Source organism: Candidatus Phyllobacterium onerii (assembly GCF_028331445.1).
GTDB classification, from domain to species: domain Bacteria; phylum Pseudomonadota; class Alphaproteobacteria; order Rhizobiales; family Rhizobiaceae; genus Phyllobacterium; species Phyllobacterium onerii.
Genome location: NZ_JAQMHX010000001.1, coordinates 492,720 through 507,739, shown reverse-complemented (window position 1 = coordinate 507,739; position 15,020 = coordinate 492,720). Strand labels below are relative to the sequence as shown.

The 15,020-nt window shown below is 57.2% G+C and carries 12 protein-coding genes, 1 tRNA gene and 1 riboswitch; of the genes, 5 read left to right on the top strand and 8 right to left on the bottom strand.

The window, feature by feature from the left end:
- The first annotated feature begins 411 nt into the window (after positions 1-411).
- A riboswitch (cobalamin riboswitch) is annotated at positions 412-623 on the top strand.
- 273 nt (positions 624-896) lie between these two features.
- The 3 genes from PHA01_RS02435 to PHA01_RS02425 are packed head-to-tail and all read left to right on the top strand — an operon-like array spanning position 897 to position 3,664.
- A complete protein-coding gene (locus PHA01_RS02435) occupies positions 897-1,703 on the top strand; it encodes an ABC transporter ATP-binding protein (RefSeq protein WP_271893112.1) in 807 nt (268 codons plus the stop codon).
- On the top strand, positions 1,703-2,650 hold the full coding sequence (locus PHA01_RS02430; protein ID WP_271893110.1) for an ABC transporter substrate-binding protein: 948 nt from the start codon (positions 1,703-1,705) through the stop codon (positions 2,648-2,650). The genes PHA01_RS02435 and PHA01_RS02430 overlap by 1 nt, the downstream gene beginning before the upstream one ends.
- A gap of 39 nt (positions 2,651-2,689) precedes the next feature.
- Entirely contained in the window at positions 2,690-3,664 is a 975-nt protein-coding gene (locus PHA01_RS02425; protein WP_271893913.1) for a FecCD family ABC transporter permease, read from the top strand.
- Here the strand turns inward: PHA01_RS02425 and cysQ are convergent.
- The 6 genes from cysQ to PHA01_RS02395 form a co-directional block, all read right to left on the bottom strand.
- Positions 3,661-4,470 (bottom strand): 3'(2'),5'-bisphosphate nucleotidase CysQ, encoded by an 810-nt coding sequence (gene cysQ / locus PHA01_RS02420; protein ID WP_271893108.1) that lies wholly within the window; start codon positions 4,468-4,470, stop codon positions 3,661-3,663. The genes PHA01_RS02425 and cysQ overlap by 4 nt on opposite strands.
- A gap of 193 nt (positions 4,471-4,663) precedes the next feature.
- Positions 4,664-6,613: a bifunctional sulfate adenylyltransferase/adenylyl-sulfate kinase NodQ gene (gene nodQ / locus PHA01_RS02415; protein ID WP_271893107.1), complete on the bottom strand. Its 1,950-nt coding sequence runs from the start codon at positions 6,611-6,613 to the stop codon at positions 4,664-4,666.
- A complete protein-coding gene (gene cysD, locus PHA01_RS02410; RefSeq protein ID WP_209997650.1) occupies positions 6,613-7,518 on the bottom strand; it encodes a sulfate adenylyltransferase subunit CysD in 906 nt (301 codons plus the stop codon). The genes nodQ and cysD overlap by 1 nt, the downstream gene beginning before the upstream one ends.
- Positions 7,519-7,836: 318 nt before the next feature.
- Positions 7,837-8,295, bottom strand: a complete 459-nt coding sequence (locus PHA01_RS02405) for an RbsD/FucU family protein (protein ID WP_224505460.1) — start codon at positions 8,293-8,295, stop codon at positions 7,837-7,839.
- A 21-nt stretch (positions 8,296-8,316) separates the two neighbouring features.
- Complete coding sequence (gene rbsK, locus PHA01_RS02400; RefSeq protein WP_271893105.1) at positions 8,317-9,246, bottom strand: ribokinase; 930 nt, start codon at positions 9,244-9,246, stop codon at positions 8,317-8,319.
- Between the two features lie 87 nt (positions 9,247-9,333).
- Positions 9,334-9,408 (bottom strand) — tRNA-Gln (locus PHA01_RS02395).
- 522 nt (positions 9,409-9,930) lie between these two features.
- Between PHA01_RS02395 and PHA01_RS02390 the strand changes: the two genes are divergently transcribed.
- A complete protein-coding gene (locus tag PHA01_RS02390) occupies positions 9,931-10,926 on the top strand; it encodes an MraY family glycosyltransferase (protein ID WP_271893104.1) in 996 nt (331 codons plus the stop codon).
- A gap of 3 nt (positions 10,927-10,929) precedes the next feature.
- Here PHA01_RS02390 and PHA01_RS02385 read toward each other — a convergent pair whose 3' ends face one another.
- Entirely contained in the window at positions 10,930-12,798 is a 1,869-nt protein-coding gene (locus PHA01_RS02385; protein WP_271893103.1) for a polysaccharide biosynthesis protein, read from the bottom strand.
- A gap of 525 nt (positions 12,799-13,323) precedes the next feature.
- On the opposite strand from PHA01_RS02385, the gene PHA01_RS02380 reads away from it, so the two are divergent.
- Positions 13,324-14,520: a DUF2793 domain-containing protein gene (locus tag PHA01_RS02380; RefSeq protein WP_271893102.1), complete on the top strand. Its 1,197-nt coding sequence runs from the start codon at positions 13,324-13,326 to the stop codon at positions 14,518-14,520.
- 143 nt (positions 14,521-14,663) lie between these two features.
- Here the strand turns inward: PHA01_RS02380 and uraH are convergent, their stop codons facing one another.
- Positions 14,664-15,017 carry a hydroxyisourate hydrolase gene (uraH, locus tag PHA01_RS02375; protein WP_271893101.1) on the bottom strand — a complete coding sequence of 118 codons (354 nt, stop codon included), beginning with the start codon at positions 15,015-15,017 and terminating at the stop codon, positions 14,664-14,666.
- Positions 15,018-15,020 lie beyond the last annotated feature (3 nt).

Genomic DNA, 15,020 nt, shown 5'->3' with positions numbered 1-15,020 from the left:
CACAACTTGGAGCGCCGTCGCGACCTGACGAATGCAACCCTGCATTCGTTGCCGCCAAGATCGATCACAGTCACCTTCGTCGAGTTTTGTGAGTGAAGCAGAAAACACCGGGCCAGCCGGTGTATCGGAGGCATTAGGCATCTCCGACTAGGGCAAGAGCCTTGCTCGCAAGACAGGAGGTGACGCTATGTGGTTTCTACCACTGCGTATCACCCTGGAATTGAAAAAGACCCGGAGCAGCTGGACACTGACTCTCCGGGTCTTATTTCAGTAAACCAGGAAAGAGAGGCAGGCGAAAGCTTGCCTCTCACTCCAAGACAAAACATAGCATTTCTCTCCATTTTTCCAAGCGGTATCCGCTCTTGATTGGTGTGCAGGCTATTAAACGGATTGCTTTGGGTGCTTTTTCCACTAATGATCGTCACCGATGGTTTCTCCGGCAAGACAACGCTGGAGATGAAAAGGGAACACGGTGAGGCGTACCCACAAGGGACCGAGACCGTGGCTGCCCCCGCAACTGTAAGCGGTGAGTGAGGCTCAATAGCGCCACTGGTGAAAACCGGGAAGGCCGGGCCAAACCGAGACCCGCGAGCCAGGAGACCTGCCATCAATACTGAAATTCGAACCGGACGGGGTGTGCCGGGAGCGATGCGATGTTTCCCGCTGCAACGGTCCCCTCGGCGGGTCCGTGCCTGATGGCAGCGCTACATTGTCCGTTCCCTGATCCTGTCCCCTAACAGATGGACGGGAATGAACACCCCAAAGACTCCCTCTCGCGTCAGGCCATTTCTTGCGCTCAGTATATCGCAGGCCTTTACATACGTTATAACGTTACGTAATGGAGGTGCTGTGCGCTGCGACTTTTGCCGCCTTTCAACATCCGGAGGACTTCACTCATGAGTCATATCGTGCTCAACGCCGCCGACGTGACTTATCGCATAGCCGGCGAAACCCTGGTCGACAAGGCGTCCTTGACGATCGAATGCGGTGCACGCCTGGCGATCATCGGACCGAACGGTGCCGGCAAGTCGACCTTGTTGCGCATGCTGGCAGGTCTCCTTCACCCCGCAAGCGGCGATATCACGCTTCATGGCAAAAGCGTCAGCCATTTGACACCGCTTGAGCGTGCCCGGCAGTTTGCCTTTGTCGGCCAGACCGACACGCCGGCGCTGCAACTTTCCGTCGAGGATTATGTCTCGCTCGGCCGTATTCCGCATATTGGCGCCTTTACCAAGATGCGGGAACGCGAAATTGTGGCTGAAGCATTGCACCGCGCGAAGCTCGCGCAGTTTTCGCGACGTGCCATCGGATCGCTGTCGGGCGGCGAGCGTCAGCGCGTACAGTTGGCGCGGGCCATTGCCCAACAACCGGCCGTGCTTTTCCTTGACGAACCAACCAACCATCTCGACCCCAGGGCGCGCAGCGAGTTGCTGTCACTGGTCGCCGGACTGGACGTAACGACGATCGCGGTCCTGCATGATCTGCCGTTGGTCGCGCCCTTTGCCACGCATGTCGCAGTCATGCACAACGCCCGGGTAGTGGCCACCGGCACCCCCGATGAAACGCTGACGCCTCGGGTTGTCGGCGACGTGTTCAATTTAGACGTTTTGCGCTTGCGCCATCCATCGCAGAACCGCGACCTCATGGTGTTCGAGACGCCAGAACCATCGCCTTCAGTCCATCCCCACGCACGGAGCATTTGATGAAAAAGACAATTCTTGCCCTCGCACTGACCGTATTGTCGACGCCCGCTTTCGCATTCCCCGTTACTGTCGACAGTTGCGGCAAGCCGCTGACTTTCGATGCCGCGCCAAAACGAGCCGTGATCCAGGATCTCAACATGAGCGAGATGGCCTTCACGCTCAATCTGCAACCGTCGATGGTCGGTGTGACCGGCATCACTGGTTGGTACAAGGTGGATGACGCCTTCAAGAAGCAGCTTGGTCAAATCCCGGAACTCGCTTCCAAGGAACCGACACTGGAAAACCTAGTTGCCGCCAACCCGGATTTCTTCTTTGCCGGCTGGTACTATGGGATGAAGCCCGGCGGTGACGTGACCCCGGATACGCTTGCGCCCTACGGCATCAAGACTCTCGTCCTGACCGAGAGCTGCGTCCACCTCGACAAGAATCGCCCCGCCGCTTCGATGGATCTGCTCTATGGCGACATAGCCAAACTCGGCAAGATTTTTGGCAAGGACCAGCAGGCCGAGGCACTGGTTTCCGGCTGGAAGACACAGCTCGCGGAGATCAAAAAGAGAATCAACAGCAGCGGCGAAACCCGTGTTTTCCTTTATGATTCCGGTGAGGACAAGCCATTCACCGCGGGCAGGTTCGCAATGCCGACGGCGCTAATCAGCGAGGCCGGCGGTACCAACATCATGTCCGACATGGAGACGAGTTGGAGCACGACATCATGGGAAACTGTCGCGGCACGCAACCCGCAATTCCTCATCCTGCTCGACTATCAGGATGGTGCAGGCTATCAGAAGCTGCTCGACTTTCTCAAAGCGCATCCAGCGATGAAGGAAACCGATGCGGTGAAGAACGAGCGGTTCGTGGCCCTGCGCTATGCAGAGCTCACGCCCGGTCCGGCCAATATCGAAGCGATCGGCAAGATCGCCAAGGCCATGCATCCGGAAGCCTTCTGAGTGCACGCCAGAGGACGCATTTCATTGGTGGCGGGCGTGATGCTGGTCATCACCCTCGCTCTGCTATCCATCGCCTATGGCTCGACTGTCATACCCTTGAGCGATGTGCTGAATGCCTTCGCCCATGCGGCCGGTCTTAGCCACCTCAACACCACGATACCAATCGAACGCATTGTCGTTGATCTGCGCCTGCCGCGCGTCATACTTGCCATCTGCGTTGGCGCCGGGCTCGGCATTGTCGGCGCGATGTTGCAGACGGTAACGCGCAACGATCTCGCCGACCCATTCCTGTTCGGGCTATCCTCGGGTGCCGCAGCCGGTGCGGTTTCGGTGATCAGCATTTTCGGCGACCGCTTCGGCATCTGGACGCTACCGATCGCTGCCTTCATCGGCGGCATGCTTGCGGCGGTCATCGTGCTATTGCTGGCGCGCCGCGTCCAGGGTCAGGGGCCGGAACGCATGATCCTTGCGGGCCTTGCCGTCTCGTTCCTGTTTGCCGCGCTCACCAACTATATGGTGTTCTCCGGCGATCAGCGCGCCGCCCATTCCGTCCTGTTCTGGACGCTTGGAGGGCTCGGCCTCGCACGCTGGGAAAACCTGCCGCTGGCCTTGCTTGGCCTCGCCGCAATCCTCATCCACGCGCTCTATAATCACCGCAACCTCGATGCGTTTCTCGCCGGCGAAAATACTGCGGAAAGCCTGGGCGTCCGCGTCAACCGCACGCGCAATACGGTCTTCATCGTCTGCGCATTCTCAACGGCGATCTTCGTTTCGGTCGCAGGCGTCATCGGTTTTGTCGGTCTGATGATTCCGCATATCGCCAGGCGTTTTGCCGGTCAGCTTCATGCGGGCCTGATCCTCACCTGCGCACTGCTCGGCGCAATGTTGATCCTCCTGAGCGACCTTGCCGCACGGATCCTGCTCGCGCCGCAGGAACTACCGATCGGCATCGTTACGAGCTCCGTCGGTGCGTTTTTCGTGGTGACGCTGCTGTTACGCAAGCGGTCGGGCTAGAGCCTTCCGCGGGCCACGAAGCTCGGATTGGCGAAGTCCGCATCATTGGCCTGGTTGCGGCGGCCATAGGTCAGCGGCTTGCCGTCAAGTGTCAGCGTGACACCTCCCGCGGCGCGTAGAACCGCATCACCTGCCGCCGTGTCCCATTCCATTGTACGGCTGAGCCGCGGATAGATGTCCGCTTCGCCCCGCGCCAACAGCCCGAACTTGATTGATGAGCCGACCGAGACGCAATCGGCGATGGCGAAATCCTTCAGATACTCATCAGTTTCCGGCGTACGGTGTGAGCGGCTGGCGACGGCGATCATTTCCTTCGGCGCAGTCCGGCACGAAATGCTGTTGCGCGTGGTCACGCTTCCCGTGGAATCGACGGTCACTTCCTGCGCACCGTTCGGGCCGCCGGTGAACAGCCACCCGCGTACCGGAGCATAGACGATGCCCAGCACCGGAGCGCCGTCTTCGATCAGGGCGATGTTTACAGTGAAATCACCATTGCGATTGACGAACTCGCGCGTGCCATCGAGCGGATCAACCAGATAAAAACGGTTGCCGAGATCACCGGGCACATGCCCGCCGGAAATCTCTTCCTCCGCCACGATCGGAATATCGGGCGTTGCCTGGCGCAGCGCTTCGAGGATGATCGCTTCCGCCGCACGGTCTGCCGCCGTGACCGGTGAATTGTCGTCTTTCAACGCGACATCGCAGCCTTCTATGTAAATGCGCAGAATTTCGCGTCCGGCAGCAATCGCCGTGGATTCGAAGGTCGCGAGGAGATTGGAGTGGTCGAGAAGTTGAGCAGATTTCATAAACGGGTCCAGATTATGCTGCGAGAATTGCCGCCTGACCCTCCCCCTTGTGGGGAGGGAGGCTGCGAAGCAGCAGGGAGGGGTTCTTTGCGGCAGTCAACCTGGCAGTGCATCCGCCTCTAGTTTTCAAGAAAGCCCCCTCCCCGGACCTGCGGTCCGTCCCTCCCCACAAGTGGGAGGTAAAGAGCAGAGCTTAAATCGACCACGAACTCTGATCGTAGTTGAATATGATACCGTGCTCTACAAGCAGCTTTTCAACCTCTGACGCCAGCTCTTCCGTCGTCCGGCCAACTGTCTTCAAATGCAGTTCCGGGTTGTCAGGCGCTTCATAGGGCGAGTCCACGCCAGTGAAATTCTTGATCTCGCCGCGCAGTGCCTTGGCATACAATCCCTTGGGATCGCGCTTCGCGCACTCCTCGAACGGCGTATCGACAAAGATCTCGAGAAATTCACCTTCAGCCAGCAGCTCGCGGACCATACGGCGCTCGGAAGCAAACGGCGAAATGAACGATACGAGCACGATCAATCCGGCATCAGCCATCAGCTTGGCCACCTCGCCGACACGGCGGATGTTCTCGACGCGGTCTTCTTCGGTAAAGCCAAGATCGCGATTGAGACCATGACGGACGTTGTCGCCGTCGAGAATATATGTGTGCTTGCCGAGTGACGACAGGCGCTTCTCGACGAGATTGGCAATCGTCGATTTGCCGGAACCCGATAGGCCGGTGAACCACACGACCGCGGGTTTCTGGTCTTTTTGCGCAGCGCGCGATGCCTTGTCGACATCGAGCGCCTGCCAATGCACATTGGAAGCACGGCGTAGCGCGAAGTCGATCATGCCGGCGCCGACCGTCGCATTGGTCAGGCGGTCGATCAGGATGAACGACCCTGTCGAGCGGTTCGACTTGTAGGCATCGAAGGCGATTGGCACCTGCGTCGAGATATTGACGACGCCAACTTCATTCAGGTCAAGCGACTTGGCGGCTTCCTGCGCGAAACTATTGATATCGATTCGATATTTGAGATCTGTAATCGTCGCAGTGACCTGATCGGTTTCCGTCCGCAGGATATAGGATCGCCCCGGGATCAGCGCATGCTCGGCGAACCACACGACGTTGGCGGCGAACTGGTCCGCGACGTCAGGCCGTGCGTCGGGTGCGACCAGCATATTGCCGCGCGAAACCTCGATCTCGTCATCGAGAACGATCGTGACTGCTTCGCCCTCGCCGGCAGACTTGAGGTCGCCGTCCCACGTGACGATACGCTTGACCCGCGAAGACTTGCCGGATTTGGCAACGACGACTTCGTCGCCCGGCGCAACGCTGCCTGAGGCAATGGTGCCGGAAAAACCGCGGAAGTCGAGGTTGGGCCGGTTGACGAACTGAACCGGAAAGCGGAACGGACGTGCCTCATCCGCGATTTCCAACGGCACGTTCTCCAGATGCTGCAACAGCGCCGGTCCCGTGTACCAGGGCAGGTTGGCCGATGGCCCGATGACATTGTCGCCAAAGCGCGCCGAAAGAGGGATGGCCTGTATTGTCTTGAATCCGAGTTTGCTCGCAAACTCCTGATAATCCGCAACAATCTTGTCAAAAACATCCTGCGAATAGTCCACGAGATCGATCTTGTTGACGGCAAGAATGATGTTGCGAATGCCAAGCAGAGACGCGATGAAACTGTGACGCCGTGTCTGGCGCAGGATGCCCTGCCGCGCATCGACCAGCACGATTGCAAGGTCCGCAGTCGAAGCCCCCGTCGCCATGTTGCGCGTGTATTGTTCATGGCCAGGCGTGTCGGCGACGATGAACTTGCGCTTCGGCGTCGAGAAGAAACGATAGGCGACGTCGATGGTGATGCCCTGCTCGCGTTCAGCTTCCAGCCCGTCGACCAAGAGAGCGAAATCGATATCTTCGCCGTTGGTGCCGTGCTTGCGGCTATCCTTGGTCAGCGCTGCCAGCTGGTCCTCGAAGATCAGCTTGGTATCGTAAAGCAGACGTCCAATGAGCGTGGATTTGCCGTCATCGACGGAGCCGCAAGTGAGAAACCGCAGCAGCGATTTCTTCTCTTGTTCGGCCATATAGGCGTTGATTTCTTCGGCGGCTGAAGCTGCAGGCGAAATCTCGATCTGTCCGAGCTTAGACATCAGAAATAGCCCTCACGCTTCTTCTTCTCCATGGAGCCCGCCTCGTCCTTGTCAATCATGCGTCCCTGCCGCTCGGAGGTGCGCGAGACCAGCATTTCGCTGACGATTTCCGGCAGCGTTGCCGCGCCGGACTCAACAGCTCCCGTCAGAGGATAGCAGCCAAGCGTGCGGAACCGCACCATTTTCTGCTGCAGCACTTCGCCGGGAAGCAGTTGCATCCGTTCATCGTCGCGCATGATCAACATGCCGTCACGCTCGACAACCGGACGCCTCGCGGCAAAGTACAATGGAACGATCGGAATTTCCTCCTGCATGATATATTGCCAGATATCGAGTTCGGTCCAGTTGGAGATCGGAAACACGCGAATGGATTCACCCTTGGCGACGCGGGTATTGTAGATCTTCCACATTTCCGGCCGCTGGTTCTTCGGGTCCCAGGAATGCTGCGCATTGCGGAACGAGAAAATCCGCTCCTTTGCCCGAGACTTTTCCTCGTCACGGCGCGCACCACCAAAGGCGGCGTCGAACCCGTATTTGTCGAGCGCCTGCCGCAGTGCCACGGTTTTCATGATGTGCGTATGCGTGTTGGAGCCATGCGTGAAGGGACCAATGCCCTGCTCGATGCCTTCCTGATTGCTGTGCACGAGAAGATCGAAGCCCAGTCGCTGAGCTTCTGAATCACGAAATGCGATCATCTCCTTGAATTTCCACGTGCTATCGACGTGGAGGAATGGAAATGGCGGCTTGGCCGGATAGAAGGCCTTCATCGCCAGATGCAGCATGACGGACGAGTCCTTGCCGATCGAATAAAGCATCACGGGATTGGAGAACGTCGCCGCGACCTCACGAAAAATATGGATTGCTTCGGCTTCAAGACGCTGGAGATGCGTCAGGTTCTTGGTCATGAAAATTACTATCCACTCTCGCTGCCAGCATCAGGCGTAACGAATATCAACTGAATCACGCGGCGTATCAATATCGCCATTGCTCGCGGCAACATAGTGGAACGGCGGAATTTAAGGAAAGGATGGTTTCACAAGGGATACGAAATCCGCGCCAATTTATTGCCGTGAACGACATTTTATCAGAATGCGATTCCATAGCTGGGCAACGCCGGAGTCCAGCTTTTTTAAAACGCGCAGTCCGTGGAAAATTGATCCCGGACCAAGTTCTAGCTCGGCGAAGACTTTTCGACAATTCGATTTGACGGCCGTCAGGGTGGATTATCGAAGGTCTTCCGGCGGGATCACGCCCTTCGTCAGGATAAAACACCCATAAAACCGCCGCTCTCCGGTGGCGATGACGCAATAGGCATTCTTGGCGTGTTCATAGAAATCCATCCGGTCGATAGAGACCATCGGCCAATGCTTGCCTTCTGCGGCGTCGATCTCCGCCTGCATTTCTACCTGCACATCAGGAATTTCGTCGGGACTGCCGACGATTTCCATGCGCGCGGCGGCGTCATCGATGAATGTGTCGAGCGGCATGACCGAGAGAATGGCACGCGCGGCTCTCGGCGCAGTCACAGCGTCAATGCGCAACAGCCGGCCGAGCCGTGTCTGGCGCGCAATCGAATCCCCCGGAAAATTCGTATCGCAAATGACCAGCCGGTCGCCATGGCCCATAGCTCTCAGAGCGTAGAGGACATCCGCATTCAGCAATGGATCCAGATTCTTGAGCATGTTTCCTCCCGATATGTCTGATTATTTCGCGCGATTTTGCAGAAATTGATCGAATTCTTCGGCCGTCGCATAGGACTTCTGTGTGCCTTCGCGGGTAATTGAGTCAGCGGCATAGAGCGCCGCTTTCCTGAGCGAGGCTTCGAGTTCCCGGCCCTCTACGTAGTAGCGAGCGAAGCTGCCGATGAATGCATCGCCGGCGCCTGTCGTGTCTTTCGGCTGGACTTTGAGAGGCTCGATCAATGTCGAGGAACTTGCCGTGATCAGGCGGGCACCGCGGGAGCCGAGGGTGACGATGACCGTGCGGATGCCCTTGTCGATCAAGGAGCGCGCTGCCGTTTCAATCTCGGGGTCTGTCCCGGTAGGCATGCCGGTCAGCAGCGCCAGTTCGGTTTCGTTGGGAACAACGAAGGTTGCCCTGGTGACCTGTTTCGGATCGAGATCAGGCGCAGCAGGTGCGGGATTGAGGATGGTTTCGATGCCATGCCGATCAGCGAAGGCAATCGTGTAATAGACGGTCTCAAGCGGCACTTCCAATTGCATCAGGATGAGGTCGCAGCGTTTCAAGTCTTCTGCGGCAGCATCGATATCGGCGGGCTTCAGATCATTGTTCGCGCCCTTGATGATAAAGATCGAGTTCTCACCGCTTTCATCGACAAAGATTGGCGCAACGCCGCTCGATTTACCCGTAACGGTTCCGACATGCGAGACGTCGATGCCGTTGCTCTTCAGGTTGTCGATGGTGCTTTGACCGAAAACGTCGTCGCCAACCTTGGTGACCATCATCACATCGGCGCCAAGCCTTGCAGCAGCGACCGCCTGATTAGCGCCCTTGCCGCCAAATCCCATCGAAAATGCCGGTGCTTCCAAAGTTTCTCCCGGCGCAGGCATGCGAATGATCGATGTGACGAGATCGGTCATGTTGCTACCAACGACCGCGATGCGACGTGCCATATCTGTTTCCTCTTTGGTCAATAGTCTTTTGCCAATGATCTATAGCAATGATTAGCCGGAAAGAAACAGGTCTTGTCATGAAATGACTGGCTGGGGCGGGAGGGTTCGAACCTCCGAATGGCGGTACCAAAAACCGCTGCCTTACCACTTGGCTACGCCCCAAAATGTCAGCGCCGGTTTGAATAATCCGCGTGACAGCGCGGCCTTATAACCTCTGGTTCCAGCTTGTGCAATGTGAATGATTGGAGAGTTTGTACGTTCTTCGCAATTGTTTCCGCAATATTTTCGTGACCCACGCCGGAACGGGACTTGGACTTAAGTCAGGGTTCTGTTCAGAAATGTATGCCGTAAGCTGGAGGAATATTGCGTTTTGACGGCGAAGCAGCAGCACCGTGCCAGCCGGTGCAATCAGGGGGATGGGCCTCCCTGGCTGAGGCATACGGCCAATATGCTGTCAAAACTTGGAGTGAAGCGAATGTGGTTTCTACCGCTGCGCATCACCCTGGAAGTGAAAAAGAATCGGATCAGCTGGTCACTGACAATCCGATTCTCATTTTCACTAACCTAGGAATGGGGGGTGGGCTTCGGCCTGCCTCCTATCCAAGCGGGAATATAGCACTTCTCAAGGAATTTCCAAGAGTGCTAAGTGACCACTACGAGGTCGTATAATTACGGGAATCAGCATTGGCCGCCATCATAGCTCCTTTTCTTGCCGCTGCCGTTGCAAGTGCCGTCTTGCTGACGATCATCATGCGGGCGCTTCCCGCAGATTTCCTCGGCGCGGCGGTGACCGATCGCTCCAATCACACGCAGGCGGCGCAGCAATTGGGCGGCCTCGCCATTGTACCGGTCATCATTGTTTCACTGTGGATATTCGGCCCTGCAGCCGGCCTTGACCGGCAGTTTCTCAGCGCAACAACCATTGCCGCTGCCCTGCTATGGGTTGTCGGTTTCCTCGATGACCGCCATCATCTGCCCGAAACAATCCGGCTGGCATCGCAAGTCGCAGCCTCGGCGGTTGCAGTCTATGGGCTTGGGGCCGACTTTCGCCTTCTACCGGAACTCCTGCCTTTCCTTGTGGAGCGTGGTCTTCTCGTTCTCGCTCTCGTCTATTTCATCAACCTGACCAATTTCATGGACGGGCTTGACCTGATGGTCGTATCGGGCCTTGGCATTCCCCTCGCCTTGCTTGCCGGGTTTGCGGTCTTCGGACTTGTTGTGCTCGGGACCGGTAGCCTCGCCGCATCGATTGCAGGAGGGCTATTAGGCTTTGCCGTCTTCAACCGGCCGAAAGCGAGCGTGTTTCTCGGCGATTCCGGCAGCTTGCCCATCGGCTTGCTCAGCGGGCTTGCCTTCTTTCGGCTTGGCCATGATCTGTCGATCTGGGCCGGGCTGATCCTGCCGCTGTTTTTCATGGCCGATGCAACATCGACGCTGTTCATGCGTCTGGCAGCAGGCGACAACATTTTCGCCGCGCACTCGAAGCATGCCTATCAGGTAGCGAAGCGCTCCGGCTGGTCGGTCTGGGGGATCGTCATTAGCGTTGGCGTGCTCAATGTCATACTTGGAGCCTGTGCCGTCGCAGCGGCACAACACGGTCTGTTTCGTGCCGCAGGTATTCTCGTGGCGCTGATTGGCGTCGGGTTCGTTCTGCTCCGGTTTCGAGCCAAGTTGCGCTAGGCTCTAGGAGGTTGCGTACTCGAACAGAAGCTTGCGCACAGTATCCGCGTCCTGCTTTTCGATCAGCTGCCGCAACTCTGTGATAGCTTCAGGCAAATGGTTCACAGAATTGGCGCCGCGCTTGGCGCGCAGGATTTTAGAATGGTTTGTCGGTGACACGCCAGTCGGATCGTAGAACAACTCTTCATGCAGCTTCTCGCCATCGCGTATGCCAACGGTGACGATTTCGATATCGCCCTCGGGATGGAGGCTGTCTTTGATCGATAGGCCGGCAAGAAGAATCATGTTTTCCGCAAGATCGCGGATACGCACGGCTTCGCCCATTTCGAGCAGCAGAATATCCCCGCCCCCGGAAAGCGCTCCCGCCTGAATGATCAGTTCCGCAGCTTCGCGCACCGACATGAAATAGCGGGTCATGTCGTCATGGGTGACCGTCAACGGACCGCCATGGGCGATTTGCTCGCGAAACAGCGGCACGACCGAACCGCTGGAACCGATCACATTGCCGAAGCGAACCGACGCGAATATCTGCCCGCTGCCCTGCCTGCTCGCCTCATCGCCATGATAGCGTACGATGAGCTCGGCCCATCGTTTGGTCGCGCCCATGACATTCGATGGCCGCACGGCTTTGTCGGACGAAATGAGGACGAAATTTCTGACCCCTGCCTCGCGCGACAACGCGGCCAGCACCTCCGTACCGATCACATTGTTTCGTGCGCCCTCGACAACATTTTCCTCCACCAGCGGCACGTGCTTATAGGCGGCACAATGATAGACATTCTCGATCTTATGCGCCGCAAGCACGGTTCTGATCAACGGCGCATCGGCGATGGAACCGAGCACAGGTACGATCAGACAATCGCTGACCGCGGCGAGCTCGCGATGGAGCTGATAGATGCTGTGCTCATTGACATCGAAAATGACCAGCTTCGCCGGTGCCAGCTTGACGATGGTGCGGCAAAGCTCCGACCCGATCGATCCGCCAGCGCCAGTCACGAGAATGGCGCGATCTTCCACGGTCTTGTCGAGCAGGATAGGATCGGCCGGCACTGGCGAGCGGCCTAGCAGGTCATCGATATCGATGTCGCGCAGATGGCTGATCAGGTATTTTCCTGCGGTCAGATCTGAAATCGCTGGGAGGATACGAACCTTGACATCGAGAGACTTCAACCTGCCGATCAGGCGGCGGCGCTGAATGCCGCTCAACGACGAGGTCGTCACGATCATCTCGTTGATGCCGAAATTGTCGATGAGAGTCTCGAGCTGCGATGTCGGGTAAACACGGATGCCAAGAATATCCATGCCATGCAGGCTCTTGTCGTCATCGACAAAACCCGCGACGAAGACTTCGTTCTGCGACCTCAAAGCGTTGGCCAATTGGCGGCCGGCATCGCCCGCCCCGAATATAAGACACTGCCGCGCCAGCAGCTTTTCACGCAAGGGGCTCCACAGAAGCCATTTTGCGGCAAAACGGCTGCCGCAGATGAGACCGATGCTCAGCACCCAATAAAGAAATGGTATGGCGCGCGGCACACCTTCGGCACCGGTCATCAGCGTCAGGAAGGCGAGGCAGACCCAGAGAATGACGGAGATCGTCACGGCCTGGATCATCGTCCAGATTGCCTTGTCAGGAAGGTAGCGTATGACAGACCGATACAGCCCGAAACGCACGAACACCGGCAGACCGATAAGAGGCGCAGCGACCATCAACAAAGCTTGCTCGCTGTTCGGGATAAAAAATTCACCGAATCTCAGCAAATAGCTGAGCCAAATAGCGAAAGTCAGCGTAACCATGTCAAAAATGACAAGGAGTATCTGCTTGTAACGACGCGGCATCATCGAGACGCTTTGCCGAAAGATTTCCAATTTCATTAATCCTCAAGGTTCAAGGCAAAAAACGCAAGACCAGTAGCATAGGGCATCATAAATGCAATGCTCGTCTATCGATCAACCGGGACGTGCTTGGAAATCAACAGAAAACTCGATATAATGGGTGTCGGAGAGAGGGCAGGCTTTCACCCGCCCTCCTTTCCTTACCGTATGAAATGGACCCGAAGAGACAGTGACCAGCTGCTTCGGGTCCTTTTCATTGTAAGGGTGATGCTAAATGGCAAGTACCACATAGTTCACCTCCGGTTTCCTGGCGAGGCCCTCGCCTCGGCCGAAGCGGCCTATCCTCTTCGAATGCACCGGCTGGCTCGATGCTGCTGCTTTCGCCTGAAAACCTGTTGAGGATCGCTTGGTTGTCGGTTGAAGGCAACGAATGCAGGGTTGCACCGATCTTCAAAAAACACGTTGCAAGGTTGTTGCAGCGGCCACTTCCCACGGGCTGTTTATCCACCACCTGTCAGGCGGCTTTAGAGTCCTGGTCTTGATCGATTGCTGAAGGACAGCCAGATGGACCAGACGACGACGAACCTCAAATTGCCCTACATAGCGCCATCGCAGGCGCAAAAGCATGTCACCCACAACGAGGCTATCCGAGCGCTCGATGCGCTGGTGCAGCTCTCTGTGGTGAGCCGCAAACTGAAGAATGCCCCGCCGGAGCCCTCGGAAGGAGACCGTTACATCGTCGCGGCCGAGGCCGTCGTGCCATGGGCGGGGAAGACGGACCAGATCGCCGCGTGGCAGGATGACGCCTGGGCGTTCTTCCAGCCGCAGGAGGGCTGGCACGCCTGGGTGGCAGAGGAACAAACCTTTGTCGTTTTCGATCACAATTCCTGGAGCAGGGTAACGAGCGGAACCAACCCGGTAGATTCTGTCGGTATCAATACGGTCGCTGACGAGAACAATCGGCTGGCGTTAAAAAGCCCTGCGTCGTTGTTCGATCATGTTGGCGGCGGCCATCAGCTGAAAGTAAACAAGGTGGATGACAGCCAGACCGCCTCGGTGCTTTTCCAGTCCAATTATCGGGGCCGGGCCGAGATGGGCACAATGTGGGATCGTGATTTTCATATCAAGACCAGCTCCGACGGCAATCAATGGCAAGACGCCATGGTCGTCGATGGCGCCACAGGGATGGCCCGTTTTCCCTCAGGCATCGCTCATTCAGCCACCGCCAAGAAGCAGTCCGGTCTGATTTTCCTCCCGCCAAGCGACACCGGCACGGCGATTTTCCAGCCGCTGGGGGTTCGCGCCCAAGCCCTGAAGACCGCCAAACTGGCTTCGATCAGCGCTGATATCGTGACCTTCACCAGCAATACCGCCGGCGAATTCTTCGGCGCCGCCATGCGCGGCCTGTCGATGGCTCGCATCTGGAATGTAACCAAAATACCGGCGCAACCGGCCTTCGCCAAATGGGATACTGCAGCCAACCAGCTGCAAGTGAGCAACGCCGACGACGTCAAGCTATGGTCTGCGGGCGATACGATCCAGCTTGGCGATCAGGTTGCCAATCTCATTGCCATTGATGTCTCGCCGCTGATGCAGAAAATTCTGGGTAGCGTATTCCGGCAAGACGGCCTTCTTCTCGATGCGGGGAACACCAATATCACCGTTGCCTGCAGGAATCAGTCTCCTGCATCCACATCCAACCTCGTCTATTTCAAGAGCGATGAAGCTCGTAGTTTCAGCGTGATCGGGATTTACGGGTGAGAGAGAGCCTTGAGAATTCAGCCTGATGAGGCAGCTGGTGTGGTTTTCGAGAACCGGAGCGCAGTGGCCTTTTGGGTCCATGAGCACCGGAAGCACAGAAAATCGCATCAGATGTCCATCAGGGTGAAGCTATCAAGGCTCTCTCAACTGCCTCTGTAAGTCGAATACCCCCACGGCGTTACCAACAGAGCTACATGATAATTGCCATCGGCATTCGCTATTGAAAACCGGAGAGGAATATCGTCGAGGAACGGAGGTTCGTCACGCGCAATTTGCGATGCCTTGAAATAATCCTCGATGAAGAACGTCAGCTCGTATTGACCCGCCGTCATCTCATCCGGGGATAGCAGCAGCGCATCTGTCCTGCCATCGGCATTGGTAACGGCGGTCTTGAGCAAATGACGGCCGGTTTCATCGATCCGGTGCAGCGTCAACGCCATGCCGGCGGCCGGCTTTCCCGCCGCCGTATCGAGCACATGTGTGGATAACTTTCCCATCAA

What these genes read in the sequence shown, in the direction of transcription:
- PHA01_RS02405 (WP_224505460.1), bottom strand. Translation starts at nt 8,295, where the DNA reads ATGCTCAAGAATCTGGATCCATTGCTGAATGCGGATGTCCTCTACGCT.
- PHA01_RS02425 (WP_271893913.1), top strand. Translation starts at nt 2,690, where the DNA reads ATGCTGGTCATCACCCTCGCTCTGCTATCCATCGCCTATGGCTCGACT.
- PHA01_RS02380 (WP_271893102.1), top strand. Translation starts at nt 13,324, where the DNA reads ATGGACCAGACGACGACGAACCTCAAATTGCCCTACATAGCGCCATCG.
- PHA01_RS02430 (WP_271893110.1), top strand. Translation starts at nt 1,703, where the DNA reads ATGAAAAAGACAATTCTTGCCCTCGCACTGACCGTATTGTCGACGCCC.
- PHA01_RS02435 (WP_271893112.1), top strand. Translation starts at nt 897, where the DNA reads ATGAGTCATATCGTGCTCAACGCCGCCGACGTGACTTATCGCATAGCC.
- cysQ (WP_271893108.1), bottom strand. Translation starts at nt 4,470, where the DNA reads ATGAAATCTGCTCAACTTCTCGACCACTCCAATCTCCTCGCGACCTTC.
- uraH (WP_271893101.1), bottom strand. Translation starts at nt 15,017, where the DNA reads ATGGGAAAGTTATCCACACATGTGCTCGATACGGCGGCGGGAAAGCCG.
- cysD (WP_209997650.1), bottom strand. Translation starts at nt 7,518, where the DNA reads ATGACCAAGAACCTGACGCATCTCCAGCGTCTTGAAGCCGAAGCAATC.
- nodQ (WP_271893107.1), bottom strand. Translation starts at nt 6,613, where the DNA reads ATGTCTAAGCTCGGACAGATCGAGATTTCGCCTGCAGCTTCAGCCGCC.
- rbsK (WP_271893105.1), bottom strand. Translation starts at nt 9,246, where the DNA reads ATGGCACGTCGCATCGCGGTCGTTGGTAGCAACATGACCGATCTCGTC.
- PHA01_RS02385 (WP_271893103.1), bottom strand. Translation starts at nt 12,798, where the DNA reads ATGAAATTGGAAATCTTTCGGCAAAGCGTCTCGATGATGCCGCGTCGT.